The sequence below is a fragment of the Exiguobacterium sp. OS-77 genome, assembly GCF_000414195.2.
GTDB classification, from domain to species: Bacteria; Bacillota; Bacilli; order Exiguobacteriales; family Exiguobacteriaceae; genus Exiguobacterium_A; species Exiguobacterium_A indicum.
The window spans coordinates 1,907,985-1,934,248 of record NZ_DF239008.1 but is presented as its reverse complement, the minus strand read 5'-3'; the positions used below and the strand labels follow the sequence as shown (position 1 = coordinate 1,934,248).

Annotated in this window: 24 protein-coding genes; 14 read left to right on the top strand and 10 right to left on the bottom strand. The window is 47.0% G+C overall.

Features of this window, described 5'->3' with window-relative positions; genetic code table 11:
• The first annotated feature begins 5 nt into the window (after window positions 1–5).
• From EXG77_RS10000 to EXG77_RS09990, 3 genes are all read left to right on the top strand, one after another.
• On the top strand, window positions 6–1,664 hold the full coding sequence (locus tag EXG77_RS10000) for an FAD-dependent oxidoreductase (protein ID WP_035397995.1): 1,659 nt from the start codon (window positions 6–8) through the stop codon (window positions 1,662–1,664).
• A gap of 137 nt (window positions 1,665–1,801) precedes the next feature.
• The gene (locus EXG77_RS09995) at window positions 1,802–2,134 is read left to right on the top strand and encodes a PadR family transcriptional regulator (protein WP_035397993.1); all 333 of its coding nucleotides are present in this window, start codon (window positions 1,802–1,804) and stop codon (window positions 2,132–2,134) included.
• Window positions 2,094–2,651 (top strand): DUF2812 domain-containing protein, encoded by a 558-nt coding sequence (locus EXG77_RS09990; protein ID WP_081637406.1) that lies wholly within the window; start codon window positions 2,094–2,096, stop codon window positions 2,649–2,651. Before EXG77_RS09995 ends, EXG77_RS09990 begins: the two co-directional genes overlap by 41 nt.
• Window positions 2,652–2,800: 149 nt before the next feature.
• Here the strand turns inward: EXG77_RS09990 and EXG77_RS09985 are convergent, their stop codons facing one another.
• Window positions 2,801–3,439, bottom strand: coding sequence for an SDR family oxidoreductase (locus EXG77_RS09985; RefSeq protein WP_035397991.1), 639 nt, complete (start codon window positions 3,437–3,439; stop codon window positions 2,801–2,803).
• A gap of 264 nt (window positions 3,440–3,703) precedes the next feature.
• On the opposite strand from EXG77_RS09985, the gene EXG77_RS09980 reads away from it, so the two are divergent.
• The 8 genes from EXG77_RS09980 to EXG77_RS09945 all read left to right on the top strand — a co-directional run bounded on the left by EXG77_RS09980 (window position 3,704) and on the right by EXG77_RS09945 (window position 10,528).
• Window positions 3,704–4,534 (top strand): transporter substrate-binding domain-containing protein, encoded by an 831-nt coding sequence (locus tag EXG77_RS09980; protein WP_035397989.1) that lies wholly within the window; start codon window positions 3,704–3,706, stop codon window positions 4,532–4,534.
• Window positions 4,527–5,324, top strand: coding sequence for a transporter substrate-binding domain-containing protein (locus EXG77_RS09975; protein WP_029341356.1), 798 nt, complete (start codon window positions 4,527–4,529; stop codon window positions 5,322–5,324). The genes EXG77_RS09980 and EXG77_RS09975 overlap by 8 nt, the downstream gene beginning before the upstream one ends.
• Before the next feature lie 103 nt (window positions 5,325–5,427).
• Window positions 5,428–5,709, top strand: coding sequence for a hypothetical protein (locus tag EXG77_RS09970; protein WP_035397985.1), 282 nt, complete (start codon window positions 5,428–5,430; stop codon window positions 5,707–5,709).
• An 80-nt stretch (window positions 5,710–5,789) separates the two neighbouring features.
• Window positions 5,790–6,740: an ATP-binding cassette domain-containing protein gene (locus EXG77_RS09965; RefSeq protein WP_238987942.1), complete on the top strand. Its 951-nt coding sequence runs from the start codon at window positions 5,790–5,792 to the stop codon at window positions 6,738–6,740.
• Window position 6,741: 1 nt separating this feature from the next.
• Complete coding sequence (locus tag EXG77_RS09960) at window positions 6,742–7,509, top strand: ABC transporter permease (RefSeq protein WP_023467885.1); 768 nt, start codon at window positions 6,742–6,744, stop codon at window positions 7,507–7,509.
• 63 nt (window positions 7,510–7,572) lie between these two features.
• The gene (locus EXG77_RS09955) at window positions 7,573–8,343 is read left to right on the top strand and encodes a hypothetical protein (protein ID WP_035397983.1); all 771 of its coding nucleotides are present in this window, start codon (window positions 7,573–7,575) and stop codon (window positions 8,341–8,343) included.
• Window positions 8,340–9,566, top strand: coding sequence for a glycosyltransferase (locus EXG77_RS09950; protein WP_035397981.1), 1,227 nt, complete (start codon window positions 8,340–8,342; stop codon window positions 9,564–9,566). The genes EXG77_RS09955 and EXG77_RS09950 overlap by 4 nt, the downstream gene beginning before the upstream one ends.
• Window positions 9,563–10,528, top strand: a complete 966-nt coding sequence (locus EXG77_RS09945) for a hypothetical protein (protein ID WP_035397979.1) — start codon at window positions 9,563–9,565, stop codon at window positions 10,526–10,528. The genes EXG77_RS09950 and EXG77_RS09945 overlap by 4 nt, the downstream gene beginning before the upstream one ends.
• Before the next feature lie 52 nt (window positions 10,529–10,580).
• Here EXG77_RS09945 and EXG77_RS09940 read toward each other — a convergent pair whose 3' ends face one another.
• From EXG77_RS09940 to EXG77_RS09905, 8 genes are all read right to left on the bottom strand, one after another.
• On the bottom strand, window positions 10,581–11,012 hold the full coding sequence (locus tag EXG77_RS09940; protein ID WP_035397977.1) for an Asp23/Gls24 family envelope stress response protein: 432 nt from the start codon (window positions 11,010–11,012) through the stop codon (window positions 10,581–10,583).
• Between the two features lie 56 nt (window positions 11,013–11,068).
• Window positions 11,069–11,275: a DUF2273 domain-containing protein gene (locus EXG77_RS09935; RefSeq protein WP_035397975.1), complete on the bottom strand. Its 207-nt coding sequence runs from the start codon at window positions 11,273–11,275 to the stop codon at window positions 11,069–11,071.
• A gap of 20 nt (window positions 11,276–11,295) precedes the next feature.
• A complete protein-coding gene (gene amaP, locus EXG77_RS09930) occupies window positions 11,296–11,838 on the bottom strand; it encodes an alkaline shock response membrane anchor protein AmaP (protein WP_035397973.1) in 543 nt (180 codons plus the stop codon).
• A gap of 335 nt (window positions 11,839–12,173) precedes the next feature.
• Window positions 12,174–13,544 (bottom strand): amino acid permease, encoded by a 1,371-nt coding sequence (locus tag EXG77_RS09925; RefSeq protein WP_035397971.1) that lies wholly within the window; start codon window positions 13,542–13,544, stop codon window positions 12,174–12,176.
• A gap of 163 nt (window positions 13,545–13,707) precedes the next feature.
• A complete protein-coding gene (locus EXG77_RS09920; RefSeq protein WP_052017162.1) occupies window positions 13,708–14,592 on the bottom strand; it encodes a hypothetical protein in 885 nt (294 codons plus the stop codon).
• Window positions 14,593–14,650: 58 nt separating this feature from the next.
• Entirely contained in the window at window positions 14,651–15,244 is a 594-nt protein-coding gene (locus EXG77_RS09915; protein WP_023467894.1) for a DedA family protein, read from the bottom strand.
• 123 nt (window positions 15,245–15,367) lie between these two features.
• Window positions 15,368–16,687, bottom strand: coding sequence for a Na+/H+ antiporter family protein (locus EXG77_RS09910; protein WP_035398635.1), 1,320 nt, complete (start codon window positions 16,685–16,687; stop codon window positions 15,368–15,370).
• A 314-nt stretch (window positions 16,688–17,001) separates the two neighbouring features.
• A complete protein-coding gene (locus EXG77_RS09905; protein WP_035397969.1) occupies window positions 17,002–17,553 on the bottom strand; it encodes a carbonic anhydrase in 552 nt (183 codons plus the stop codon).
• 336 nt (window positions 17,554–17,889) lie between these two features.
• Here EXG77_RS09905 and adhE point away from each other — a divergent pair, with 336 nt between their 5' ends.
• The 3 genes from adhE (at window position 17,890) to EXG77_RS09885 (ending at window position 25,253) form a co-directional block, all read left to right on the top strand.
• Window positions 17,890–20,484 (top strand): bifunctional acetaldehyde-CoA/alcohol dehydrogenase, encoded by a 2,595-nt coding sequence (adhE, locus tag EXG77_RS09895; RefSeq protein WP_035397965.1) that lies wholly within the window; start codon window positions 17,890–17,892, stop codon window positions 20,482–20,484.
• A 191-nt stretch (window positions 20,485–20,675) separates the two neighbouring features.
• Window positions 20,676–22,076: a hypothetical protein gene (locus EXG77_RS09890; protein WP_035397963.1), complete on the top strand. Its 1,401-nt coding sequence runs from the start codon at window positions 20,676–20,678 to the stop codon at window positions 22,074–22,076.
• Window positions 22,077–22,538: 462 nt separating this feature from the next.
• A complete protein-coding gene (locus EXG77_RS09885) occupies window positions 22,539–25,253 on the top strand; it encodes a bifunctional 2',3'-cyclic-nucleotide 2'-phosphodiesterase/3'-nucleotidase (protein WP_035397961.1) in 2,715 nt (904 codons plus the stop codon).
• A gap of 38 nt (window positions 25,254–25,291) precedes the next feature.
• Here EXG77_RS09885 and EXG77_RS09880 read toward each other — a convergent pair whose 3' ends face one another.
• The gene (locus EXG77_RS09880) at window positions 25,292–26,173 is read right to left on the bottom strand and encodes a LysR family transcriptional regulator (protein WP_052017161.1); all 882 of its coding nucleotides are present in this window, start codon (window positions 26,171–26,173) and stop codon (window positions 25,292–25,294) included.
• Window positions 26,174–26,264 lie beyond the last annotated feature (91 nt).

Here is a 26,264-nt window from a genome sequence, read left to right as displayed (position 1 = left end):
GAGAGATGAAATTGATGATTATTGGTTCAGTTGCTGCGGGAACGTCCGTTGGAGCAAAAGCACGTCGTAACAGTGAAGAGTTGCAAATCACGATTTATGATCGGGATCAGGACATCTCTTACTCAGGTTGTGGGATTCCCTACTTCGTCGGTGGGGAGATCGCTGATATCGATGAATTGACACCACGCGATGCCGCTTTCTTTAAAAAACGGTATAACATCGATATTCACACACAACACGAAGTCGAGTCGATCGATCATGCGACAAAAACGGCGACGATCGTCAATCTCCTGACAGGGGATCGTTTCACGGACACGTATGATACGTTAGTGCTGGCAACCGGTGCTTCTAGTATCGTTCCACCGCTTCCAGGCGTTGAGCATGAGAATGTCTTTACGGTTCGAAATGTCCGCAATGCCGACGCGATTCGGTCCTACATCGACGCCCATGATCCGAAGACGGCAACGATCGTCGGCGGAGGATTCATCGGACTCGAGATGGCAGAGCAATTGACGTATCGCGGTATTCAAGTCACGCTCGTCGAACGCTTGCCGCAAGTCATGCCGCCACTTGATCGCGATATGGCAGAACGCGTAGCGGATCATTTGAAAGATAAAGGGGTATCGCTCTTGCTTGGCGAATCCGTGACAGCGTTCAACGGAGAAGAACGTGTTTCTGAGGTCGCGCTTGAGAGTGGAAAAACGATCGAGACCGATCTCGTCATTTTATCGGTTGGCGTCAAGCCGAACACGGGTCTTGCGAAGCAGATCGGTGTAGAGCTTGGTAAAACAGGAGCGATTGCAGTCAACCGTTACATGCAGACGAATGTAGCCGATGTCTACGCAGTCGGCGATGTCGCAGAGAGTTTCTCCGTCATCACGGGTGAAGCACTTTATCGTCCGCTTGGGTCAACCGCGAACAAGATGGGACGGATTGCCGGTATGGTCATTACCGGAGAAGAAGCGGAGCACCGTGGGATCTTAGGGACGGGTATCTTCAAGGCGTTCGATTTGACCGTCGCTCAAACAGGTTTGACGGAAAAAGAAGCGCGTGAGTCAGGCTATGACATCGAAGTATTGCATAACATCAAACCAGATCGTCCGGAATACATGGGTGGGAAAGAGATGACGATCAAAGCGATTGCCGATCGGGCAAAAGGACGAGTCCTTGGAGCCCAGATCGTTGGTCCGCAAGGTGTCGACAAACGGATTGATGTCCTGGCGACGGCAATCACCTTTAAAGCGAAGGCAGAGGATTTATTCCATCTCGACTTAGCATACGCTCCACCGTTCGCGACGACGAAGGATCCCGTTCTCTATACGGGAATGGCGCTCGATAATGCTATCAAAAAAACAGCGCGTTTGATGACGCCGAATGAATTGATCGACCAAGTCGCGGGTGGGAAGTCGTTCCAAATCATCGATACACGCTCGAAAGCACAATTCGAAAAAAATCATGTTGATGGAGCGATCCATATCCCGCTTGGTGAATTACGGACACGCGCGAAGGAATTGGATCCGACGTTACCAACGATCGTCTACTGCAACAAAGGGGTAACCGGAAATGCTGCGCAGAATGTCTTGAAAAACCTTGGATTTACGGATGTATGCAACTTATCAGGTGGTAACAAGAACTATCAGCATATAAAAAAATGTTTGTCATAATATTGATCCATGTAGCGTGATGATCCTATTCGTTTAGGAATCATCACGTTTTTTTTTGTTGTCAAATCGTTAAAAATAGGATATTTTTAGTATATCGGCAGACGATATAACGGAAGGCGTAATAAGGAAGTGGGAAAATGGCAAGAACAGTCCAGGAGACAGCATTAACAGAAGCCGTCTATTATATTTTACTGTCACTTCAACAACCCCGTCATGGCTATGGCATCATGCAATTCGTCCAGGAATTGAGCAACAACCGGGTCAAGTTAGCTGCTGGTACGTTGTACGGCGCACTCAGTAGTCTGGTCGATAAAGGGTGGATTGAAGCGATCGAGCAAGAAGCAGGGCGAAAGAAAGAGTACATCATGACGAATCAGGGGCGGGAGAGATTACAGGTAGAGCTGGATCGATTAAAAGAACTCGTGCGACATGGACAAGAAACGATGGGAGTGGATCAAGGTGAGCAGTAAAACGGTCTATCGCTTTTACGCTGATTATGCGAAAGAAGAAGTGTGGTTAAACGAGATGGCAAACAACGGCTGGTACTTACAGCAGTTTCGACTCGGACGTTATGTATTCACCAAAGGTGAACCTGGTATGTATACGTATCGAATTGAGTTATTAGAAAACATGCCAAAGCATCCGAAGTCGCAGGATTACTTTGCGTTTTTGGAAGAGATGGGCATCGAAGTCGTGGATACATCGTTCCGCTGGGTCTTCTTAAGAAAACGGACCTCGGATGAACCATTTCATTTGTACTCGGACTTTGATTCACAGATCCATCACGAACATCGGATTTTGCAACTCTATAAAGTCGTTTTTTTGGTTAATATCATTGCAGTACTCATTAATTTGTTTAATCCGATTACCGACACGATGATTTGGTTCAATCTCGCGATCGTGACGGGTCTCTCATTCGTGATGCAACGCCACGAACGTAAAATTCAAACGTTACGTGGATTGCGTGCCATTGCGGAGCAGGATTAAACATCGGAATCCGAGCTAGCGAGGAAACATTACGTGCTCTCATTCTCGACGATTGCTGAAACGATGTGAACGATGTATCTGCAACTTCACCAATGAGTGATTTCATCAAAAAAGCTCACGTCTCGGAAATGGAGACGTGAGCTTTTGTATTAAAATAACTCATTGATCGGTGTGTCACCTTCGAGTAGTGTGACGACTTGCTTCGACGCCTTGTCGTGACCGATTGCTGCCAAAATGACGCGTGCGACATCCTCGCGCGGAATTTTTTTAGTTGCTTGTTCGGACGGATCCGTCGTGATGTTTCCTGTGCCAGCTTCATCCGATAGTCCGCCTGGACGAAGAATCGTGTAGTTGAGTGACGATTCCTTCAGGACACGATCCGCGTAGCGTTTTGCAATGTAATACGGTTTCATGCTGTCGGACCATGTTTCCGGCGAATCGGCATTCAAGGCACTGACCATGATGAACTGTTTTGCATTGATTGCTTCCGCTGCTTCGATCGATTTGACGGCACCGTCGAAGTCGATCAGCATCGTCTTGTCCGCACCCGTGTGACCGCCGGATCCTGCCGTAAAGATGACGACATCTGATCCTTGTAATGCATCAGTGATCGTCGCGACGTCCGCTTCAAGATCGAGATGGACCGGGGTATGACCTAATTTCTCAAAATCACTGAACTGGTCCTTGGAACGTAATCCTACTTTGACATCGTGCTCCGAATCCTGCAGTAAGCGAGCAGCGTGACGACCTACTTTACCATTTGCACCAATGATGAAAATCTGACTCATGTTCCATTCCTCCATTTCACGATTTGATGATTCTGTTTCAGTATGGAAAAGACGGGGGGATTCTGTAAAGAGAGACGACTTGTAGAACTGTAACCGTCATCAAAATATCTTTTTAACGCTTTTATGCATAAAATCATCAAATTATCTTGAAATCACGTGTAAGTGTGGTAGGATAATGACTATTACCCACACCGAGAATCATTTGGGTTAAATTGTAGCAATATTCGGTGAATGGGCAACGACGAAACAGAAAGGAGAGATACGATGAGAAAGAAACCATGGCTACTGGCAGGGCTTGTTTTGACAGGGGTTGCCGCTTGGATGATCTGGAATCAACAGACGGATGCCGAAGCACATGACATCTTCGAAGACCGAAAGCTGGTCGTCGGAACGACGGGAGATTATAAGCCCTTTACATACTGGAACGAGGAACGGAATCGTTATCAAGGCTTTGATATCGATGTCATCCAAGCGTTCGCAAAAGCAGCAAATCTTGACGTGACGTTCGTCAAGACGACATGGCCGACATTATCGGAGGATACGAAATCAGGAAAGTTTGATATCGCTGTCGGTGGCATCACGAAGAAAGTCGAGCGCGAGGTCGTCGGAGACTTTACATCGTCGTATTTCTCCTTTCAAAAAGCACCGCTCGTAAAGAAGAAAGATGTCGAACGCTTGAATTCGCTCGCTGCAATCAATGATCCAGGAGTCAAAATCGGTGTCAATCCGGGTGGCACGAACGAAGCGTTCGTGAAGAAGCATTTTCCGAAAGCAGATGTGACCGTCTTTGAGAACAACTTGGATATTCCAAAAGCCGTAAAAAGCGGACAAGTCGATGTCATGGTGACGGACGACATCGAGGCGTTGCATTACGCGACAGAACTCGATCTTGCGGTGCCGAAACTGACAGAGGCATGGGAACCAGCTGAGATGGCGTATTTGATGAAACCGGACCAAAAACAGCTTGGAGACGTTTTCCGGGTCTGGATTGAAAGTGCAGAGGGGCAAGAACAAGTTCAAAAATTGAAGAAAAAATGGAACATCGTCTCGACACGTGAGACGGTCGGAGCGAAAGGAGCGGGAGCACATGAGTAAATGGGGATGGATCGTCGTCGGAGGTGGCGTCTTATTTGCGAGCTTACTGACGCTATGGCAAACGGAGCAACCACGACGTGTACAAGCGAAGAACGTCTTTGCGACGAAAAAAATCGTCGTCGGAACGACTGGGGATTACAAACCATTCACCTACTTGAACCGGAAGACGAACGAGTACGAAGGGTTCGATATCGAAGTGATCCGTTCATTCGCCAAGACGACCGGCATCGATGTCGAGTTCGTTCCGACGACATGGCCGACGCTGTCTGCTGATCTTGCTAGCGGGAAATTCGATATGGTCGTCGGGGGTGTGACGAAAAACATCGAGCGCGAGATCATCGGCGACTTCACGTCGAGTTATCTGTCATTCCAAAAGACACCGCTTGTCCGTAAAGAAGATGCTAAACGGCTTGCTTCGATCGAACAAATCAATCGTCCAGACGTGACGATTGGTCTAAATCCAGGGGGAACGAATGAACAGTTCGTCCGTAAGACGTTCACGAAGGCGAACATCGTCATGTATGAACAAAATCTCGACATCCCGCATGCAGTCGCATCGGGCGAAGTCGATGTCATGATCACCGATACGGTCGAGGCGATTCATTATGAAGCGCTCGACAAACGACTTGCGGCACCAAGAATTCAAGAAAAATGGATTCCGGCGGAGAAGAGCTACCTCGTCCGAGAGTCGGAAGGGGACGTCGTTGATGTCTTCAATCTGTGGATGCAATCGCACGAAGGTCAAGAAGAGATGGAGCAATTAAAAGAGAAATGGCAAGTGGCATCATAAGTGAATCGTGTCTCCTGACAGCAGGAGGCACGATTTTTTAGTAACAGGAATCTAATGGGAAAGGGCGAACAAGTATGTAGAAGTAAATTAGGAGGAAACCAATATGTTGAAAAATTTGTCAGCGAGACAATGGCTCATTATGACCGTTCTTTTTGTTTGTATCACTTATGGATGGATCGTCATCGGAGATGCATGGATCAATCCTACGTTGTTATTCGGAGGGGCGCTTATATTTACAAGTGGTGCAGTGCTCTCATTTAGTCTCGCGTTAGCCCGAACTGTTCGATTAACAGGAATCGGATTAACGATGATGCTGGTGTCGATCGTCACAACGCTCGTGGTATCTGCCAGCGTCTTGTATGGTGTGTATCAGATTGTTGCGTAATAGTTATAGAGTGAATCAAGGCACCGAATCAGGTGTCTTTTTTTTGATTCGAGAACAGAAAAAACGGGAAAATCTTGGACATGACTTGGAATTCAGAGAAAGAAGGAATGAAGATGATTCATGTCGAGAACTTGACGAAGACGTACAATGGGAAGGATGTTGTCAAAGGTATCTCGTTCGACGTTCAGGCAGGGGAGATTTTTGCCTTTCTTGGACCGAACGGGGCCGGGAAATCGACGACTGTTCAGATGCTGACGACATTGATTCCGATTTCCGGAGGTCGGGCGACGATTCAGGAATTTGATGTCGTCAAACAAGAAAAACAGGTTCGCTTGCAAATTGGAGTCGCCCTTCAAGATACCGGCATCGACGAAGATTTAACCGGTCTTGAGTTACTCGTTCTACAGGGAAAATTATTTGGATTAAGTCAGACGGAAGCTAAGAAACGGGCAGAAGAATTGCTACGACTCGTCGGACTCGATCGAGACGGCAAGCGTCGATCTGGCACTTACTCCGGTGGGATGAAACGTCGGCTTGACCTGGCTTTGACGCTCGTCCATCAACCGACTGTTTTGTTCCTTGACGAACCAACGACAGGACTCGACCCCGCGAGCCGTGTACAAATCTGGAACGAGGTCCGACGATTAAACGAAGAGTTCGGCACGACGATCTTTTTGACGACACAGTACTTGGAAGAAGCCGATCAGCTAGCCGACCGAATCGCGATCATCAATGAGGGACAATTGATTGCGGAAGGAACGGCAGCTGAGCTGAAAGCAGCAAATGGAGAAGAGCGGATCGAATTGACGCTAGCTGAAAAAGAGAACGAACGGGTCGTCTTAGAGATGTTTGCCGGTCGTCAGGAAAAAGATCGCCTCGTCATTCCTTCGCGGGGAACGGAGACACTGCGCGCTGTCGTCCGTTTTCTCGACGAACGGAAAATGGTTGCGACGTCACTAGTCGTCAAACAACCGTCACTTGATGATGTCTTCATTCGTTTAACGGGACAAGCTTATAAGGAGGAATCGTGACATGATACGGGAAACTTGGTTTTTGATGCGTCGGAGTCTTCTCGTCACGTTACGTAATCCATTTTCCTTCATTCCGAATTTGATCATCAGTGTCTTTTTCCTGCTCGTCTACACGAGTGGTTTGTCCGGAATCTCGAATTTACCGCAGTTCGACGGCGTCGATTATTTGAACTTCATTTTGCCTGTTTCGATCGTCTCGGGTGCTGTTGGTGGAGCCGGGGGAGCCGGTCAAGCACTCGTCAAGGATATCGAGAGTGGTTACTTCGCACGACTCTTATTGACACCCGTCTCGCGAACAGCGATCGTTCTCGGACCGATGCTTGCCGGGATGTTGCAATTATTCGTTCAAACGTTACTGATCTTCGGGATGGCATTTTTGCTTGGTCTATCGATTCCAGTCGGTGTTAGCGGCTTTTTCTTGACAATCTTACTCGCGCTCGGTTTCGGTCTCGCATTTGCCGGTTACTCGGTCGGTGTCGCTTTGAAGACGCGTAACGCACAAGCTGCTCAAGCTGGAACGCTTCTGTTCTTCCCGTTGATTTTCCTGTCGACGACGTTTGTGCCGAAAGACTTGATTGAAGCCGAATGGCTCAAGATTGCTGCGACGATCAATCCGACGACCTATATCATGGAAGGGATGCGCAGTGTATTGACCCGTCCGGAAATCGATTGGTCGGTTTATTGGCAAGGTTTGATCGTCGCTGCTGTTCTTAGCATTGCGATGGTGATCTTTGCTGCGTTGAACGCACGTGGGGCATTGAAAAAATAGGATATTCTTATCCAATTTAAGGGTATATATTTGAGGATTCGACGATTAAAGAGGAGGGGTTCAATGAGGCGATATGCGTTGTCACTTTTATTATTAGTAGGTCTCTTGGCTACTGTTCTTGTCTTGTATCAGATGACGTTTGACATCACAACGTCGATCCTTCATTTCTTATTGGTTCCCGTATTGATCATTATGACGCTCTTGAATGGAAGAAAAAATTTCTTGATATTGATCAGCTATGTTCTTATCATGGGTTTTCTCTATCTCATTTTATCGTGGTATAACGAAGCATCAAACGAGCAACAGTTGTCCTACATCGGACAACATCTCTTATCCTCAGTCGGTGTCTTTTTATACTGGTTGTTCTTGCGGCAGTTACGGAGTGTATTCGAAGAGAATGCATCGCTTCAAAAGCGGGTTGCTTTGCTTGAGGGTTTCTCCGCTTCACCTCAATTGCTCTCTTACAGTGAATTTTTAGACCGAACGGATTTCTTGATTGCGGGTGCGAATCGTCGTCAAGAACAGAATATGTTGCTGCATATTCACATTCCATACGCTAGTTTAAACAAGAAAACAATCATGCAACAATTGACGGATGCTGGACTAAAGGTATTTCGCGCACATTATGACGTCATGTCGCAACGAAACCGTCAGGAATTCATCATCTTTCTGCAAAATACCGATCATGGTGGTGCGGAGATTGCGTGGCAACGTTATGAGGATGAACTCCGACAACGCTTTACGGTAATTGCGTTTCCGTTTCAGGTCGAAATTATTCCTGTACGATCATCTGTGGAAGAGACGTTGAAGCAACGGAAGGTGGTAGATCAATGAACCTCGTCTTGAACGTCATCATGGCGATCTTTTGGTTACTTTTACTGTATTATTCTTATCTGACGATTGCCGGTATTCTCGATCGATATGGAAAAAAACAGCAGATCACTTTAACGGAGTATCCATCTGTCGCTATCTTGATCCCCGCACATAATGAAGGCATCGTCATGCGTCAAACACTCGAGGCGATGATGGGGATCGAATATCCAGGGAAACTCGACGTATTTTTACTCGATGATCAGTCGCAAGATGAGACGCAAGAGATTGCTATGGAATTTACGACGATGTTCAGTCGAGTCCATTACATCCATGTCCCAAAAGGTGAACCAATCGGAAAATCACGTGTCCTGAACTATGGTCTATCGATCACGGATTCCGAATATTTCTTAATTTTTGACGCGGACAATCAACCGAAATCGGACACTGTGACACGACTCGTCGAACAAGCAATGACTCAAAAGAATGCTTGTGGAGCGGTTGGAATCGTCAAGACGATCAATGCAACGACGAACCTGCTAACGCGGATGATTGCGATCGAATTTCAAGTGTTTCAGCTGATCATGCAAAGTGGTCGCTGGAAAGCATTCAAGACGGGATCGTTAGCAGGGACGAACATGTTGTTAAAACGGGATGTCATCGAAGAATTAGGTGGATATGATCCGTATGCACTGGCAGAGGATGCGGAATTGACGATGCGGATCACGGCACTCGGTTACACACTTCCTGTCGTCTACGAGGCGGAGACATGGGAACAAGAGCCGGAAACGATGAAAGTATACATGAAGCAACGAACGCGTTGGATGCTTGGAAACATCTATTTATTAGAAAAATCACTACGTACACGAGATTTTTGGAAAGGAAGCACGCTCGTCCATTCCTTGCAGCATATCATGACGTACCTCCTCTTCATCTTCTTGTTGTTAATCTCTGATATCGTCTTGATTCTCGGATTGTTCGGTTATGCATTTGATGAGGCGACGACGCCACTCATCATGTTTTGGTTCATGACTTATCTTGTCTATACGATCCAAATCTTAGCGGCGCAAGAACTCGAAGGAACTGCTAGCCCGAAGAATGTCCTCGTCGGGTTGATTATGTACTTTACCTACGCCCAATTATTCGTCATTCTTTTATTCCGCGGAATGTATGCATATCTTAAAAGTAAGGTACGCAATGAGGTCATCGTCTGGGATAAGACGAAGCGCGTCAAGATTGAGTCATGAAAAAAGGATTAGGGATTGGTCTACTCATCATGTTGTTAGCGGGGGGAGTTTGGTATTTCGTGCAAAAACAAGAGGATGATATCGTTCAACAAGTAGAAGCGGACTATATGCAAGAAGGTATCATTCGTGCTTATGATCGTTCAGATGCCCAACGCCTGTCGGAGAGTCTGGGTCAGTATATGCAATATGTCTTATTGATTGATGATGAAGAGCGATTCCAAGAACAGGTACAGATACTAAACAATCATTTTTTAGTTGCGCGCGGATCAGATGTATACATCAAATGGGAGTTGGGTGAGAAAACGGCAACGAATGCCTGGATTGACGACATTCGTATATCGGAAACGTTAATGAAAGCTGGCAAACAATTCAATGAACCGACCTATTCAAAGCTTGCTAGTCGAATCGAGACAACCTTACTCAAGCGGCAACGAATAAACGGTAAAATCGTTGACTTTTACGATTGGGATTTACAACAGGCGACGGATGTACTCCACTTGAACTATTTAGAACCGTCGGCACTGAAACGATTGAAGGTACTCGATTTTGCAAAAGAAAGAGTGGTTCAAGCGAAACGAGAAGGTCCATTCACGGCAGAACTCTATTTTGCAAATCAAGACGAATCAAAGTGGGCAGATGACAAAGTCGTGAACATGATTGATCAAGTCTTGATTGAACGATTACGCGTAGGCGTGACCGGTGAATCAGACGCGTCTTTTCGGTCGTTCATCTCTAAAGAGCTGAAGAACGGGAAAGTATATGCGCGTTACGACCGTTTAACAGCAACACCGACGATGAAAGACGAATCAAGCTCCGTCTATGCTTTACTCGTACCTCTTTTGAACGGCGAAGAACGTTCTTTCGTACTTAAGCGACTGCGTGAGATTGAGACGACGAATGCCAAAGAGACGCACGTGTTTGACGTGCTGAATAAAGCAGTCATTTTAAAAGAATTTGAATAAGAAAAAAGCTGGAACGGATTTTTTCCGCTTCCAGCTTTTAGTTTGTTTGTGATTACTTGATTTCGCGTTTTTCTTCCTCTTCTTTCGACGATTTACTTTTTGCGTCGAACTCAGAACGTGTCATGACATCTTCGACATGCATATTGATTTCGACGACATCGAGTCCTGTCATATCATGGACTGATTTTTTGATTTTCGTTACAGCATCTTGGAAGATCGACGGGATGTTTTTGCCGTACTCGACGATGACTTTCAAGTCGAGTGCGACTTGTCGTTCGCCGACTTCCGCGTCGATGCCTTTTGTGATATCTTCCGTGCTCCGGAAACGATCTGTCAATCCACTCATGAAGCCACCGCTCATTGAGAGGATGCCTTTGACATCATTTGATGCAATACCAGCGATTTTTTTAATGACTTGATCTTCGAATGTGAGTTTGTTTTCGCGTACTACTTCGTTTTGTTTAGTGTTGATTTCGTTAGACATGAGAAATCTCTCCTTTTAGTGTGAGTTAAGTGATTTTTATTTTCTGTATGCTATGCTCAATCCCGCTGAAAGAACTGAATCCATCCTTCGACATCAAGCGCATTATCCCGCCACTGACCAATCAAGTAACCGATTGTTGCGAATACGATGATCAACAACGTCGGTCCAAAACCGATCGTCAAGAACAAGATGGCGAGGATCAGTCCGACTAGCCCGCCGAGTAGACGGTAGCGATACGGACGAAGTGCTTCGCTCATTTTCATGATCTTCCTCCTCTCGTGTCTTAGACGACACGTTCAGACGTTTTTGTCTTCGTGTCACTGATCCGGACGCGTGTTTTTGTGACAGGTAGTTCGAGCAACGATTCGACTGCGTGTTTGGCACGTTCTTGAATGTCTTTTCCGATTGTTGGCAAACCTTCTTGACCAAAGACGGAACAGTCGACTTCTAACGCGACGGTTTCTTTTTTCGAGTGAATATCCGCGTTGACGCGTGGCGAACGTACACCATTAATACCACGAATCGACTCGAGTGCCGTTCGTTCAATCGTTTGCTTAGAGATCGTGATATTCCCGTCACCCGTTTGAATCAGGAGACGTTGTCCTTTTGAACGACTGAGTAGTCCAGTGAATAATAGAATGACAAATACGAATGCTAGGAAGCCACCAAGTGATAAAATCGTGTAGCTATACCATTGTTGATCTTGCCACTGTTCAATCAAAGGACTGAGTCGTGGAACATCATAGACGCCGAGTACAAGAAGACCGACGCTGACTAAACCGAGAATGCCGATCAGGACGAGTAGGAAACGATTGAATCCGTTCATATTACATCTCTCCTTTCTGCCGTTAAATTGTTTTAACGTGATTGTTCTACACATGAAATATTATGTGTATGGTGAGAATATTCCCGCTCAAACGAACTCGAAACATGAAAATGCACTTAGAATAAAAAGACTATTTATTCTGAAAATTTATCTATTTATTAGAAAAATAGTAGATGAAATACGGCTTTACGCATTGAAATCAAGAATGTTACGACGTCTTAAGGGTTTAAGCGTTCGCGAAAAATATCTATCATGAATATTATTCAATGTCAATATAGAAAATCATCTCCATCAAAAAACTCCTCTCATGCGGTTATGAGAGGAGAGACAGACGTTTATTTTTCGATTTTCGGTACTTTTACGATGTAATAGACCGTACTTAAGATCAAGAAAGCGACTCCAATTAAGATCGAGACGCGTGTCTCATCGTTGAACAACATCCCGACGAGCACTGTCACCAGCGCAACGATCGACAGATAGTTCGTCACCGGCGCACCGGGCATCTTGAACGGATGTGAGGCTGTCCGTTCACTTTCAAGTTTACGATACCGAATATGACTGATTAAAATCGCAAACCACGGCACCATCCCTGGTAGTACCGAAGCACTGTAGACATACACGAAGATGTTCGTATCCTTCCCGAGAACGAGTGGCAAGGTGATATCGAGAATGACACCGAAGAAAATCCCGATTGAAATCGCGAAGACCGTGTAGAATGGAATGCCGCGTTTGTTGACCTTTAAGAAGAAGGACGGCACTTGTCCTTTTTCAGCCAATGCATAAATCATCCGGCTTGCGCTGAAGATCCCGGAGTTACAACCGGATAAAGCGGCCGTGATGACGACGAAGTTGATGATCCCGGCAGCAATCGTGACACCGACCTTGGCGAATGTCGCAACGAACGGACTGCCGAGATCCGACAACTCATTCCATGGATACACCGTAACGATGATGAAGATGGATCCGACGTAGAAAATCAAAATTCGCCAGACGACACCATTGATCGCCTTCGTGATGTTCTTCTCTGGATCTTTCGTTTCTCCAGCTGTCACGCCGATCAACTCAACACCGATGTAAGAGGCGAAGACGATCGAGAGCGCGAAGAAGAAGCCGGTGAAACCATTCGTGAAGAATCCACCGTTCGCCCAAAGATTCGAGAAGCCGACCGGGTTTCCGTCATTCCCTAGACCAAAGAAGATGATGCCGAATCCAGCGACGATCATCAGAAGAATCGTTATTACCTTGATTGAGGCGAACCAGAACTCGAGTTCACCGAACATCTTGACGGAAGCGAGGTTCGCGAGCGTCAAGAGAATGATGACGACGACGCCTGGAATCCAAGTCGGTAGCTCCGGCCACCAGAAGCGTAGATAGGTTCCGACGGCGATGACTTCACTCATCCCGACGACGACCCAGTTGAAGATATTACTGCTTGCTGTCAAGAAACCAGCTGCTGGATGGATATAGTCGTTTGCGAACTTTGCGTACGAACCACTGTGAGGATGGGTGTAGACCATCTCACCAAGTGCCCGCATGATGAAAAAGATAAAGACTCCTGCTAGCATGTACGCGAGTAAGACGGATGGTCCCGTCCAAGCAATCGTACTCGATGCTCCAAGGAAAAGACCGACCCCGATCGTTCCTCCGAGTGCAATCATTTGTACCTGTCGTGCTGTTAAATCTCGTTTCAAATTCGAACTCATCATTTCCCCCAAAAAAATTCTGTGACGTCATAATGTTCAGACAATTTGTCCGAATAACTATAACGCTGAGTATACTATCCTCAGATAGAACTCGCTAGTCTTTTTGAAAATTTGGGTTAGAGGTTTTCAAAAGTAAAAAGATTATGAAACAACTGTGTAATGGCTTTCATTTGCCTGCTAAGAGAGAGACAACTCGCTGACCGAGTCTCCCGAAATATAGGTGTTCCGAGGTCGCTAGTACGATCAAGTCATTACGCATTGTAAGGTCACCTGACAGGGTATTTCCCTGTTCTGTCATGAATCGAATCGAACGAACACTTTCAAAGAGCGTACCTTTCCGTTCGAGTAAATGTGCTTCATCAGAATTTGCGGCAAGCAGAAAATCGTCGTACCGAGCGAACTGAGAAAAGGCGATCGTAGGTGCCTCACAGACGAGATCTTCCTCTTGATCGATACGAATGAAACGGTAATCAGAGTAGTAGAAGAACCAGACTTCTTTTGATGAACAGACGTTTAAGGCGTAACAATCATCAATCGGGTATTGACGGTTTTTATATTGTACTTCGCCCGTATCGTCAAAAGCGACGAGACCAAAGGCACCATTTGAACTGGTTACGGCGTCAGCATAGACACCTTCGTCAAAATAACTGACCCAAATCCACCCTCGTTCATCGATTTGCATGTTTTGAATCCCATCATCTAAACAAAATTGATTGACTAGATTTCCCTGAACATCATAAATAAAGGCATTCGGCAACCACGTTCCGTCTACGTCATCATCGCAACGGGAAGCGACGAGTAACAAACGTCCATCCGGAAATCGATCGACGAGCGAAAAATCAATTTCGCTTTTTTTAACGATCGTCGTCTTACGCCAATCATCCTTCAATTGATGAATGGAAAGGACGTGTTCATTGCGTGCTTCGTCGAGGGTTTCTTCGACGATTAAAATATGTCCGTCGACGGTGATCCCGGTCGCGACAGGATGACCCGCCCGATAGGATGCAGTCAAACGACGTAACGGAAAATGAGCAAGTGGGGATGTGAGCATGGCAGGACCTCCTGTTTGTTTAAAAAAACAGTCCGTCGTCAGACAGACTGCTAGTTGTTCAAACCGTTCGTTGACGGCGTTTGTAGATGACATAGAAGATGATCAAGACGACGGCAGCGATTAGGACACCGTTCGTGTACGGTGCAGCCACTTCCTTGATCGAGCGCCAGTTCGTTCCGAGCGTTTCGCCAAGATACAGGAACAAGATCGACCACGGAATGATCGCAAGCACCGTATAAAGAGAAAACTTCGTTTGATCCATCTTGGCAAGACCTGCCGGAATCGAGATGGCATGACGGACGACCGGAATGAAACGGGCTCCAAAGATGACGCCTTGTCCGTACTTTAAGAACCAACGCTCGGCTAGATCGAGATGATGTTCTGAAATCAAAACATACTTCCCGTATTTCAGGATAAGGGGACGACCGCCGTAGCGAGCGAACCAATATAAGAATAATTGCGAGAATAATCCACCGATGACGGCAGCGACGATAGCAAGCGGCCAGCCGATCGTTCCTTGGGAAATCATGAATCCACCGTAAGAGAGGACGATTTCACTCGGTATGATTTCAATCATCAACCCGAGGGCGATGCCGAAATATCCGAGATCGGCAAGCGAAAGCAAAATCTGGTTGACGACTTGAGATAACACGTTAGACAACTCCTTTGTATCAGTTCATTCCTTTATTTTAGAGAACCGAGGACGAAATGAAAAGGAAAAAAACGGAGACAATTTAAAAGACGGATCCGCGATGACAGCGAATCCGTCTTGTTTTTATAATACGACCGCAGCGATCGTACCGAAGATGAGTAATGGAATGTTGTAGTGCAGGAACGTCGGAATGACCGTTTCTCGCATGTGATCGTGCTGACCATCAGCATTCAAACCACTCGTTGGTCCGAGTGTCGAGTCAGACGCCGGGCTACCCGCGTCACCGAGAGCACCGGATGTACCGATGATGGCAATCGTCGCTTCTAAGCTGAATCCGTACTGGATACATAGTGGAACGAAGATGGCAGCGATGATCGGAACCGTCGAGAAACTGGAGCCGATCCCCATCGTGACGAGAAGACCAATCAAGAGCATGACGAAGGCGGCAACGAGTTGCGAATCGCCCATCAACGCTTTCGAGTTCTCGACGAGAGGCTCGATATCGCCCGTCTTACGCAAGACGTTTGAGAATCCGTTCGCTGAGATCATGACGAAACCGATGAATGACATCATGCGCATACCGCGTGTAATGACGTCATCTGCTTCACTGAAGCGAACAAGACGAAGCAACAAGAAGAGAATCAACCCCGTCGTCGCAGCGAGAATCATTGATCCGGTCTGTAGTTGTACGATTAATGTCGCAATGACGACGACTCCACTTAAGACAAGCTTCGTTTTCGTGATGACCGGAATTTCATAATCGTCTGGAGCGATGTCGCGAATCTCATACGTCCGCTCTTTCCGGTACGTGTACAAACCGATCAAGAGACCAACGACCATTCCGAGTGCTGGAATCGCCATTGCTTCGATGACGGAAGCTCCAGCAGTATCGAGACCATTTGCCTTCAGGTTCTTCAGCAAAATCTGATTGAGGTAAATGTCTCCGAATCCAACCGGTAAGAACATGTATGGTGTCACAAGACCGAACGTCATGATGATCGCTATCCGGCGTCGATCGATCTTAAGCTGAGAAAAGAGACCGAGCAACGGCGGAATGATAATTGGAATGAATGCGATGTGGATCGGCAACACGTTTTGTGAACTGATCGCAAGCAAGAGAATCGCGAACAAGATGAATCCTTTTAATTTTTTGACGGAAGCGGCACTTGCGTTACCACGCGAACGCGCAATCAAAGAGTGCGCAAGTGCATCCGGTAAACCTGTTTTCGAGAGGGCGACGGCAAATGCACCGAGCATCGCGTAGCTAAGGGCAATTTCTGCTCCGTCACCAAGACCACCGGAGAATGCTTTTGTCGTCGCAGTCAGGTCAAGACCACCGACGAGACCACCAGCAAACGAACTGATGACCATCGCGAGCACGATGTGGACGCGGAAGATCGCTAAAATAAATAGTAAAAAGACGGCAAACAATACGGCGTTTATCATTCAGTAAAACCACACTTTCTTTTGTTATCACTGTACTATACTAAAGTATCTTACAGCCATGTTGGAATGCTGTCAAGAGTAAAAGTCTGACCTCGTAATCGAAAGATGAATGATACGCTTTTTAGCTCTCCACAAGAAGTTACATTCTGTTATACCCCGAAGCATGAAGTGAGAAGCGTTTTGATCACTGAAAATGACTCATACGAAAAACGTGCCATCCTTCTCCGTTACGAGAAAATATGGCACGTTATCTTTAATTTAAGACGGAGTAGAATATCTGAATCTATTTGCGTTTCTTCTATAAAGAGTGATCAGCAATCGACGACGTCGAGCTTACCAGTACCCGGATCGATGACGAGTCCGTGGACGTTCGTTCCTGGCGGTAGTAATGGATGGTTCTTCACGAGGCTGACCGAGTGAGCGACGCTCTCTTGAACTGACGTGAAGCCACGCAACCATTGATTCAAATCAACACCTGATACTTCAAGCGTGTGAAGAATCTGTTGGTCGATTCCCCGATCCTTCATCTCGTTGATCATGTGGTTAGGATCAATCGTGCTCATGCCACAGTCATGGTGACCGATGACGACGACTTCTTCAGCGCCAAGGGCATACAATGCGACGAGAATCGAGCGCATGACGGAACCGAATGGGTGCGAGAGGATAGCACCGGCATTTTTGATGATCTTCGCATCCCCGTTCTTAAGACCAAGTGCGTGTGGGAGGAGCTCCGTCAATCGGGCATCCATACACGTCAGGATGACGACCTTTTTGTCCGGGAACTTATCCGAGACGAACTGCTCATACTGTTTTTCGGCGACGAATCGCTCGTTGAAGGCTAGCATTTCCTGTACAACTGACATTCAAGTGTCCTCCTTTAGTGGTAGCTCTTAATATGTACCCCATATCAGAATACAAGATGATGAAACGGCTATCAAGTCACGAAAATGCGAGGTGTGACAAATCGCACACATCCATGTACTTGAAGCAAAACGATGAAAAAGAGGAATTCACAACAGTTGTAAACGCTATCAAAAGTGTGAGGGAATTCACAGGATGGTCATGCACAAAACAGGAAAAAGGGGTTATGATTGATTTGTGAAGGAAAGCACAAACTATTGAAAAACAGCTTGGCATTCCTGACATAATGGTTGGCAAATCAAACTCAGATTCGTTCCACGACAGGGAGGAAACCACTCATGGCTGTGAAAGAAAAAACAAAATCGACGGCAACGCCGGTCGAACAAGCGGTTGGACAAATCGTTGAAAAAGGGCAACGCGCATTACAAGAATTACTGACATTCGATCAAGAAAAAATCGATACGATCGTTCGGAATATGGCACTTGCCGGACTTGAACGGCACGTCGAACTCGCTCGTCTCGCAGCAGAAGAGACGGGACGCGGTGTCTTTGAAGATAAGATGATTAAAAACATGTTTGCGACAGAATACATCTACAATAGTCTACGTCATGAAAAAACGGTCGGGATTTTAGAAGAAGATGTCCAAAACGGCATCACATATATCGCTGAACCCGTCGGTGTCGTCTGTGGTGTCACACCGGTCACGAACCCGACATCAACGACGATGTTCAAAGCATTGATTGCGATCAAGACGCGTAACCCGATCGTCTTCGCGTTCCACCCGTCGGCACAACGATGTTCCGTCGAAGCAGCGAAAACACTCCGCGACGCAGCCATCAAAGCAGGGGCACCGAAAGACTGTATTCAATGGGTGGAAGAACCATCACTTGAAGCAACGAAAGTCTTGATGAACCATGAAAAAATCGCCATGGTCCTTGCGACAGGTGGAGCAGGAATGGTCAAATCAGCGTATTCAACAGGTAAACCGGCACTCGGTGTTGGACCAGGGAACGTTCCGTGTTACATCGAACAGTCTGCGAAAGTCAAACGGGCCGTCAGCGATCTCGTTCTTTCAAAAACGTTTGATAACGGGATGATTTGTGCGTCTGAGCAAGCTGTCATCGTCGACCAAGAGATTTATGCGACGGTTCGTGCGGAAATGGAAGCACTCGGTTGTTACTTCTGTACACCGGAAGAAAAACAACGCCTCGAATCACTCGTCATCAAAACCGATACATGTGCCGTCAACGCGGACATCGTCGGGAAACCTGCGACATGGATCGCAGAAAAAGCCGGAATCGATGTTCCGGAAACAACGGTCATGCTCGTCGCGGAACTCGAGCACGTCGGAGCAGCAGAACCACTGTCTCATGAAAAACTCAGTCCCGTCCTCGGTGCGTACCGCGTCGCTTCCACCGAAGAAGCGTTTACGATTGCCGAACAGATGCTTGAAATCGGTGGTCTCGGTCATACAGCCGTCATTCATACGACGAACGATGACTTGATGACAGCGTTCGGACTCCGCATGAAAGCCTGCCGGATCCTCGTCAACAGCCCATCTGCTCATGGCGGAATCGGTGATCTGTACAACGAGTTGACACCATCACTGACACTCGGTTGCGGATCATACGGGAAAAACTCTGTTTCTGAAAACGTGACAGCGAAACACTTACTCAACGTCAAAAAGGTGGCGAGACGACGCGTGAACATGCAATGGTTCAAGGTCCCTGAAAAAATCTACTTCGAAAAGAACTCCGTTCAGTACTTGCGGTCGATGACTGACGTCTCACGTGTCATGATTGTCACTGATCCAACGATGGTACAGTTCGGGTATGCCGATAAAGTAATTCAAAACTTACCACAGTCCGTCAGTTACCGGATCTTCGACCAAGTCGAACCAGATCCATCGGTGACGACTGTTCAGACAGGTGCTCAAGCGATGCGTGATTTCAAGCCTGACTTGATTATCGCCCTCGGTGGTGGTTCAGCGATGGATGCTGCAAAAGGAATGTGGCTCTTCTACGAACAACCGAACGAAACGTTCTCGAACTTACGTCAAAAATTCCTCGATATTCGCAAACGGGCGTATCAATTCCCGACACTTGGTCGTCAAGCGAAGTTCGTCGCGATTCCGACGACTTCTGGTACAGGTTCAGAAGTGACACCATTCACCGTCATCACGGATAAAGAGAAAAACGTTAAATACCCGATTGCTGACTATGCGTTGACACCTGACGTCGCAATCGTTGATCCGGAATTCGTCATGACCGTCCCGGCTTCGATCACTGCTGATACCGGAATGGATGTCTTGACGCATGCGACAGAAGCTTACGTCTCGGTTCTTGCGAACGACTATACGGATGGACTGGCACTCAAAGCAATCAAGATGATCTTCGACTACTTGCCACGAGCATATGCTAACGGTTCTGACGCCGAAGCACGCGAAAAAGTGCACAATGCGTCAACGATGGCAGGGATGGCATTTGCGAATGCCTTCCTTGGAATCAACCACTCGATCGCACACAAAATTGGTGGTGAATTCCACACGCCACACGGACGGACGAACGCGATCCTGATGCCGCACGTCATTCGCTATAACGCGTCACGTCCAACAAAACTAGCAGCATTCCCGAAATATGAATCATTCGTTGCGGATGAGCGGTATGCCGACATCGCACGCTACCTCGGTCTTCCGGCAGCAACGACGGAACAAGGGGTCGAATCACTCATTCAAGCGGTTGCTGATCTTGGACAACGTCTCAACATCAAGATGTCATTCAAGGCGCAAGGCATTCAAAAAGCAGACTTCGAGGCAAAACTCGATAAGATGGCAGTCGATGCCTTCGAGGATCAATGTACGACGGCGAATCCGAAGATGCCGCTTGTCGCTGAGTTACGGACGATCATGGAACAAGCATACGAAGGCATCTAATAGAGAAAAAAATACCATGGCACCTGATCGTTCAACCGGCTTCTCACTGTGAGAAGCCGGTTTTTATTTTGGAAATCAGTGGAGACAGTCGGAGAAAAGGTGGGATATAATGGCTGTTGAATGAATTTGATGTTTTTGGTTTCGCTGTAGCAGGAATATTCAAACATCAGACATAAAAAGGAGGAAATGGGATGGAGTCAAGGCAAGAAAGGAAACAACGACGGTTTTCCGTCTGGGATGTCCTGTTTGGCGTCCTTATCGGTCTCATCTTTTTCGGTGTCATCTATGGTGTGATGGCATTTTTGACTTCACAAATCACCTCATCCTCAGACTATCAGGATCTCGTGACGCAGATGCAACAGGCGGATGTCTCCTGGAAAGATGCAGACATCACGGTGTCATTGATGCTACTGTTCGTCGGTGGGCTGTCAATCACGATGCCGAGTGCGGTCCGGGAAGGGATTATCAATCAGGTACTCGACGCGAGTTCTGCCGGTGATGTCTTATCGTTGTTTGGGATCGACTTAAAACAGGTCCTCGCACCACTTACGTTCGATGTCTCTTACGGCACGTTACTTTATTCTGTCTTTGGCATCGGTTTAATCGTCCTGTTATTTTTAGTATTACGGATTAAGGCAAGTCGTCTTGGGTGGACGATTCGATCGGTTAGTTTCTTCTTAACCGTCGGGATCATCTGGTTCGTCCTTGCCGGACGTGGAAACGACGTGCCATTCCTCTCGTTACAAGACGGCTATGCGATGAGTGGCATCTTACCGCTTCTCGTCGTCAGTTTGCTTGGTTGGATGGCGTTCTTCCCGCAAAAGTTATCCGGTCTGACAGCTGCTGGACGTGCCAGCTTACTGATTTTGATGCTCGCAAGTACGCTTCAACTCGTCTTTACGGTACAGGACGAAGCGGAATATGACGGCGATTCTTCACTACGGACGGCATTGACCGTCGCGAGTCTGAACGCCGGAAGTGGCGGGATGTACGACTGGATCCACGGCGGTCAAGTCGTGTATCAAGCAGACGTCCTTGGAGCGAATGCGGAAATCCCCGTCTCGATGTTGAACGGGGAGACCTCAAAGGATCAGCTCAATGACTCGATCCAAAAAGTCGTCGATGGGATCGACACGGACCGGGTGACAGAACAATTGTTGACGTTACTCGGTGGAGAACGTCCGGATTTGTCAGCAACACAATTGAAGCTCGATCCTGTTGATTACGGCGTCGCGCGGCAGACGATCCAAGTGATTGATGCGGAATCGGCAGGAGCGACGCCACCGAATGTCTCCAGTGAGAGTGCGTATTGGGTGTTGTTGCTCGTAACGTTTGCGATCTACTTCGTCTGTAGTATCCGAAGCTTCAAATCGATCATCGATCCGTTCGTCTTTGCGATCGCGATCGGTGTCATCAGCTTCATCGTCAGTCAAGCTTCGTACGTTCAGTTCGCAATGAAATGGCGCAGTGAAGTCTTATTCGAGTTCGCTCAACAGACGGCAGGCTGGACGGTACTATATGCTGCAGGGCTTGCGTTACTTGGTGGAATTCTTGGTTATGTCGTCCGACGGAAACCAGACAAAGCGGTGTAAGGGACGTGGAGTGATGAAGCTCCTCCACTAGGAGAGATACCCTGAATGGGGACGACGAACGTTACTGTCATCCTCGCTTTCCACAGACGAGAGGTAAGTCGCGTATCCTAAACTACGACCGGGTCTTACCTGACCCTGACTTAAGCGAAAACCATGCTTTTTTTTCCTGTAGGAGTCGAGAAGGAACAGTTACGTTCTACATCAAGCATAAACATACGTTTTCAGGTTCATGACCTGAAATGTATCGTTTTTTTACGTGGTTTATCTCATTTGCACCATCTCCTTTTTTTACCATGTAAACTTGGTTTGTAAAGGGAAAATCAACAATGTTAAGCCAGTATTTGGAATTAGTTAAGTAGGTTAAATAAGACGGATGTCCGACCTATTTGAAAGGACTATTAGCTATAATCGAACCATGCTAAATTAATGAAGCAGTCAAAACATCCTGGGGGGAAAATCCATATGAAAAAAGCAACGAAACTCGTCATCGCGTCGACATTGATCGCACCGATGCTTGTACCAGTCGTTCAAGTCAAGACACTTGCTGCCGACAACAGTGTCGTCAAGTTACGCTTCTTAGAAACAACGGATTTACATACGAACTCAATGAACTACGATTACTTCAAGGATGCGCAGGACGAAACGATTGGTCTCGTCAAAGCGGCTACAGTCATCAAAAAGCAACAAGCTGAAGTGGGCGTTACGAATAGCTTCTTGTTCGATAACGGAGATACACTTCAAGGAACGCCATTCGGTGATTACGTCAAGAACCAGTACGACAAAGGAAACAAAGGCAAACATCCGATGTACGAATTGATGGAATACCTCGGTTATGATGCGGTCACGCTCGGAAACCATGAATTCAACTTCGGTCTTGATTTCCTCAAGTCAGCGATGAGTGCTTCGAGCGGTTCAATCAAGTTCGTCAACTCGAACGTATTGGATGCAGTCACGAAAAAGCCAATCGTCGCGGACTACAACAAAGATGGAAAAGACTATCAAATCATCGAACGTCAAGTCAAGGACCAGAACGGTGATATGAAAACAGTCAAGGTGGGTGTGTTCGGAGTCGTCACGCCACAAATCATGGCATGGGATGCGGGGAACCTGACGGGGAAAGTCACGGCTGAAGATATCATCCCGACTGCTAAAGCAACAGCGAAAAAATTAAAAGATGCTGGCGCAGACGTCGTCGTTGCACTCGCACACACAGGTATCGGGGATACGACGGATCAAAAAGATGGCGATGAGAACGTCGGCTACGCGTTAACGAAAGTCGCAGACATCGATGTCTTGATGACAGGTCATCAGCACGGGAAGTTCCCAGCAGCCGATTCAGCGTTCAACAAACTGCCGAACGTTGATGCAACGAACGGTCTGATCAATGGCAAGCCGGTCGTCATGGCAAACACACAAGGGAAAAACGTCGGTGTCATCGATCTTGAGTTGAAGCAAGTCGACGGGAAATGGGTCGTTGATACGTCAGGTGCGAAACTAGCGGACGTGACGAAAGACACGACAGCAGATGCCGGTGCTGTCAAATTGATCGAAAAAGCACATGAAGGAACGCTCGCTTACATTCGTCAAGAAGTCGGGACGATCAATGATGATATCCAGAGCTTCTTCGCTCTCGCGCAAGACGATGATTCAGTTCAGTTCGTAACGAACGCTCAGAAATGGTATGTCGAGAAACAACTCAAAGAAAATGCCGATCTTGCGAAATATAAAGATCTCCCGTTGTTGTCTGCTGGTGCACCATTCAAGACAGGTGGTCGTAACCAAGTCAACGCATCCGATTACACGTTGATCAAAAAAGGACCAATCGCACTCAAGAACGTCGCCGATCTCTATGTTTATCCGAATACACTCGAAGTCGTCAAAGTAACCGGTGCTGACGTCAAAGACTGGCTCGAAATGTCAGCTGGTCAGTTCAACCAAGTCGGCGGTGAGCAAACGAACTTGTTGAACAAAGAATTCCGTAGCTATAACTTTGATATCCTCGATGGATTGACGTATGAAATCGACATCACGAAACCAGCGAAGTTTGACTATAACGGTGTCGTTGTCAATAAAGACGCAAATCGCGTCCAAAATATCAAGTATCAAGGTAAAGCGATCGCAGACGATCAAGAATTCCTTGTCGCGACGAACAACTACCGCGCAGGCAGTGCGACGTTCCCAGGTCTTGGTGGCGGAAAGAATATCGTCTACAAATCAGCCTACGAAACACGTAATGTCATTTCGGACTTCATCAAAGCGAAACAACCGGTTGATTATAAAGCCGATGACAACTGGTCACTCGTCGCAAGTAAGCCGACGACGGTCAGCTTTGATTCAGCGGTTGCAGCTGCACCGTACGTCAAGCGGTATGAAGGCATCACGAACACAGGTGAAACACGTCCAGGTGAGACAGGTACGTTCCTTAAATTCAATATGAACGTTCCGATGAAAGACTTCACGGTCTCGGCAAAAGCAGTTAAACCGGGTGCAAAAGTCGTTACTGGTCAAGCCGTTCCAGGTGCGAAAGTCACAGTCAAACTTGGCGAAAAAGTCCTTGGAACAGCAACAGCAAACGAAGCGGGTCAATACGAAGTCGGAACACGTCCGCTCAAATTGCGTGACAAGTTGACGATCGTCTCTGAACTCAGCTTCATGAAGACAGAAACGAACGTCACAGTCGGCACAGGTGTCGTTGCGACACCAGCGATCGATAAAAAGTCAGCAGTCTACGGTTCAACGGTCCTCCGCGGTAAAGCAACGGAAGGTCTTGACGTGACGCTCTATAAAGGATCAACGAAGATCGCGAAAGCGAAAACGACGGCAAACGGCTTCAAGATTGCGGTCAAGAACGGTCTAACGACAGGTACGTACACGGTCAAGTCGACAGACATCTCGAACAAGATCACGAAAAAGGCGTCGTTCACGATCAAGAACACGTATCCGGTCAAAAAATGGTCAGGCAAAAAGACGTTGACAGGTAAAGTCGAAAAACGACAAATCGTCCGCCTCTACCAAAAAACAGAAGCTGGTTATCAATTGATCGCTCAAGACGTGGCGGATCAGCACGGGAACTATGTCTTGAAGATGCGTAAGGCATTGACGAACGGCTCGTACAAACTCAACATCTATACAGCGAAAGATCATCTCGATCAGTCACGCTACTTCATCACGAAGTAATATCTCACACGGATGTCTGCATATGCAGGCATCCGTTTCTATTTGGCTAGATATGTGCGTTGTGAGAGTAGAAATCGTTTAATGCGTTCGTAGATGGTTGCTTGCTCGACTGTTAATTGATTCGTCGCGTGCGACATGTAGAGTCGTGACGTAATGGTAAACACATCGTCTGTGATGAAGGGAAGTCCCATCTCGCGACAGACGGAGACGGGAACGAAGCTGAAATACCGTTGCTGGCGTAAGGCGAGTTGCAGTGAGACGTCATCAATATAGTGCGAGGTATCGGCATAGATGTTTAGTTCCGCCATCTTCAATTGGATGAAGCGGTTGTAATCCTTATTGTGAGAGGGAAATAAAAAGGCAGTCTCCGTTGCGTCCGCATAGAGCGCCGTGATCGCTTCTTTCTCTGAATAGGAAGCAGGATAGGTGATGACAATCTCCTCTTCCACGATCGGTTCGCTCGTAATGAGCGGGTGCTTGAGTTCCATAAAGCTAATCGAGAAATGGAATTCTTGATGAAGCAGACCGCTTAAAATGTCGCGGTTCGAGAGGATGTCCGAATTGAACAAGGGCGCCGTCTGCGGCAAGAGAAATTCTCGTAGAATCAATTGGATGAAGCGACCATGCGAACTGGCAAGACTAAGTGGCGTTTCGGTAGAGGCATCATTTCGTATCATTCTTTCCTGGACCCGTGTTAGCTCGTGTTCGATTTTTTCGACCGACTGCAGTAGAAGTCGTCCATTGTCGGTCAAGCTGATCGTTCTGCCTTTTCGATGAAATAACGTCGTGTTCAATTCACGCTCCAGTTTTTTGATCGTCGTACTAAGGGCAGGCTGACTGATGAATAATCGTTCGGCAGCACGCGTCACGTTCAATTCCTCCGCGACGTGACGAAAATAATTCAAATGTAAGAGTTCCATGATATCCTCCCAACATAACCTATAGGTTATTAAAATATATAAATATATATATTTCTGTTTATGATGAAACCAGTATATCGTAAATACCAGA

What these genes read in the sequence shown, in the direction of transcription:
- EXG77_RS10000 (WP_035397995.1), top strand. Translation starts at nt 6, where the DNA reads ATGAAATTGATGATTATTGGTTCAGTTGCTGCGGGAACGTCCGTTGGA.
- EXG77_RS09995 (WP_035397993.1), top strand. Translation starts at nt 1,802, where the DNA reads ATGGCAAGAACAGTCCAGGAGACAGCATTAACAGAAGCCGTCTATTAT.
- EXG77_RS09990 (WP_081637406.1), top strand. Translation starts at nt 2,094, where the DNA reads ATGGACAAGAAACGATGGGAGTGGATCAAGGTGAGCAGTAAAACGGTC.
- EXG77_RS09985 (WP_035397991.1), bottom strand. Translation starts at nt 3,439, where the DNA reads ATGAGTCAGATTTTCATCATTGGTGCAAATGGTAAAGTAGGTCGTCAC.
- EXG77_RS09980 (WP_035397989.1), top strand. Translation starts at nt 3,704, where the DNA reads ATGAGAAAGAAACCATGGCTACTGGCAGGGCTTGTTTTGACAGGGGTT.
- EXG77_RS09975 (WP_029341356.1), top strand. Translation starts at nt 4,527, where the DNA reads ATGAGTAAATGGGGATGGATCGTCGTCGGAGGTGGCGTCTTATTTGCG.
- EXG77_RS09970 (WP_035397985.1), top strand. Translation starts at nt 5,428, where the DNA reads ATGTTGAAAAATTTGTCAGCGAGACAATGGCTCATTATGACCGTTCTT.
- EXG77_RS09965 (WP_238987942.1), top strand. Translation starts at nt 5,790, where the DNA reads ATGACTTGGAATTCAGAGAAAGAAGGAATGAAGATGATTCATGTCGAG.
- EXG77_RS09960 (WP_023467885.1), top strand. Translation starts at nt 6,742, where the DNA reads ATGATACGGGAAACTTGGTTTTTGATGCGTCGGAGTCTTCTCGTCACG.
- EXG77_RS09955 (WP_035397983.1), top strand. Translation starts at nt 7,573, where the DNA reads ATGAGGCGATATGCGTTGTCACTTTTATTATTAGTAGGTCTCTTGGCT.
- EXG77_RS09950 (WP_035397981.1), top strand. Translation starts at nt 8,340, where the DNA reads ATGAACCTCGTCTTGAACGTCATCATGGCGATCTTTTGGTTACTTTTA.
- EXG77_RS09945 (WP_035397979.1), top strand. Translation starts at nt 9,563, where the DNA reads ATGAAAAAAGGATTAGGGATTGGTCTACTCATCATGTTGTTAGCGGGG.
- EXG77_RS09940 (WP_035397977.1), bottom strand. Translation starts at nt 11,012, where the DNA reads ATGTCTAACGAAATCAACACTAAACAAAACGAAGTAGTACGCGAAAAC.
- EXG77_RS09935 (WP_035397975.1), bottom strand. Translation starts at nt 11,275, where the DNA reads ATGAAAATGAGCGAAGCACTTCGTCCGTATCGCTACCGTCTACTCGGC.
- amaP (WP_035397973.1), bottom strand. Translation starts at nt 11,838, where the DNA reads ATGAACGGATTCAATCGTTTCCTACTCGTCCTGATCGGCATTCTCGGT.
- EXG77_RS09925 (WP_035397971.1), bottom strand. Translation starts at nt 13,544, where the DNA reads ATGATGAGTTCGAATTTGAAACGAGATTTAACAGCACGACAGGTACAA.
- EXG77_RS09920 (WP_052017162.1), bottom strand. Translation starts at nt 14,592, where the DNA reads ATGCTCACATCCCCACTTGCTCATTTTCCGTTACGTCGTTTGACTGCA.
- EXG77_RS09905 (WP_035397969.1), bottom strand. Translation starts at nt 17,553, where the DNA reads ATGTCAGTTGTACAGGAAATGCTAGCCTTCAACGAGCGATTCGTCGCC.
- adhE (WP_035397965.1), top strand. Translation starts at nt 17,890, where the DNA reads ATGGCTGTGAAAGAAAAAACAAAATCGACGGCAACGCCGGTCGAACAA.
- EXG77_RS09890 (WP_035397963.1), top strand. Translation starts at nt 20,676, where the DNA reads ATGGAGTCAAGGCAAGAAAGGAAACAACGACGGTTTTCCGTCTGGGAT.
- EXG77_RS09885 (WP_035397961.1), top strand. Translation starts at nt 22,539, where the DNA reads ATGAAAAAAGCAACGAAACTCGTCATCGCGTCGACATTGATCGCACCG.
- EXG77_RS09880 (WP_052017161.1), bottom strand. Translation starts at nt 26,173, where the DNA reads ATGGAACTCTTACATTTGAATTATTTTCGTCACGTCGCGGAGGAATTG.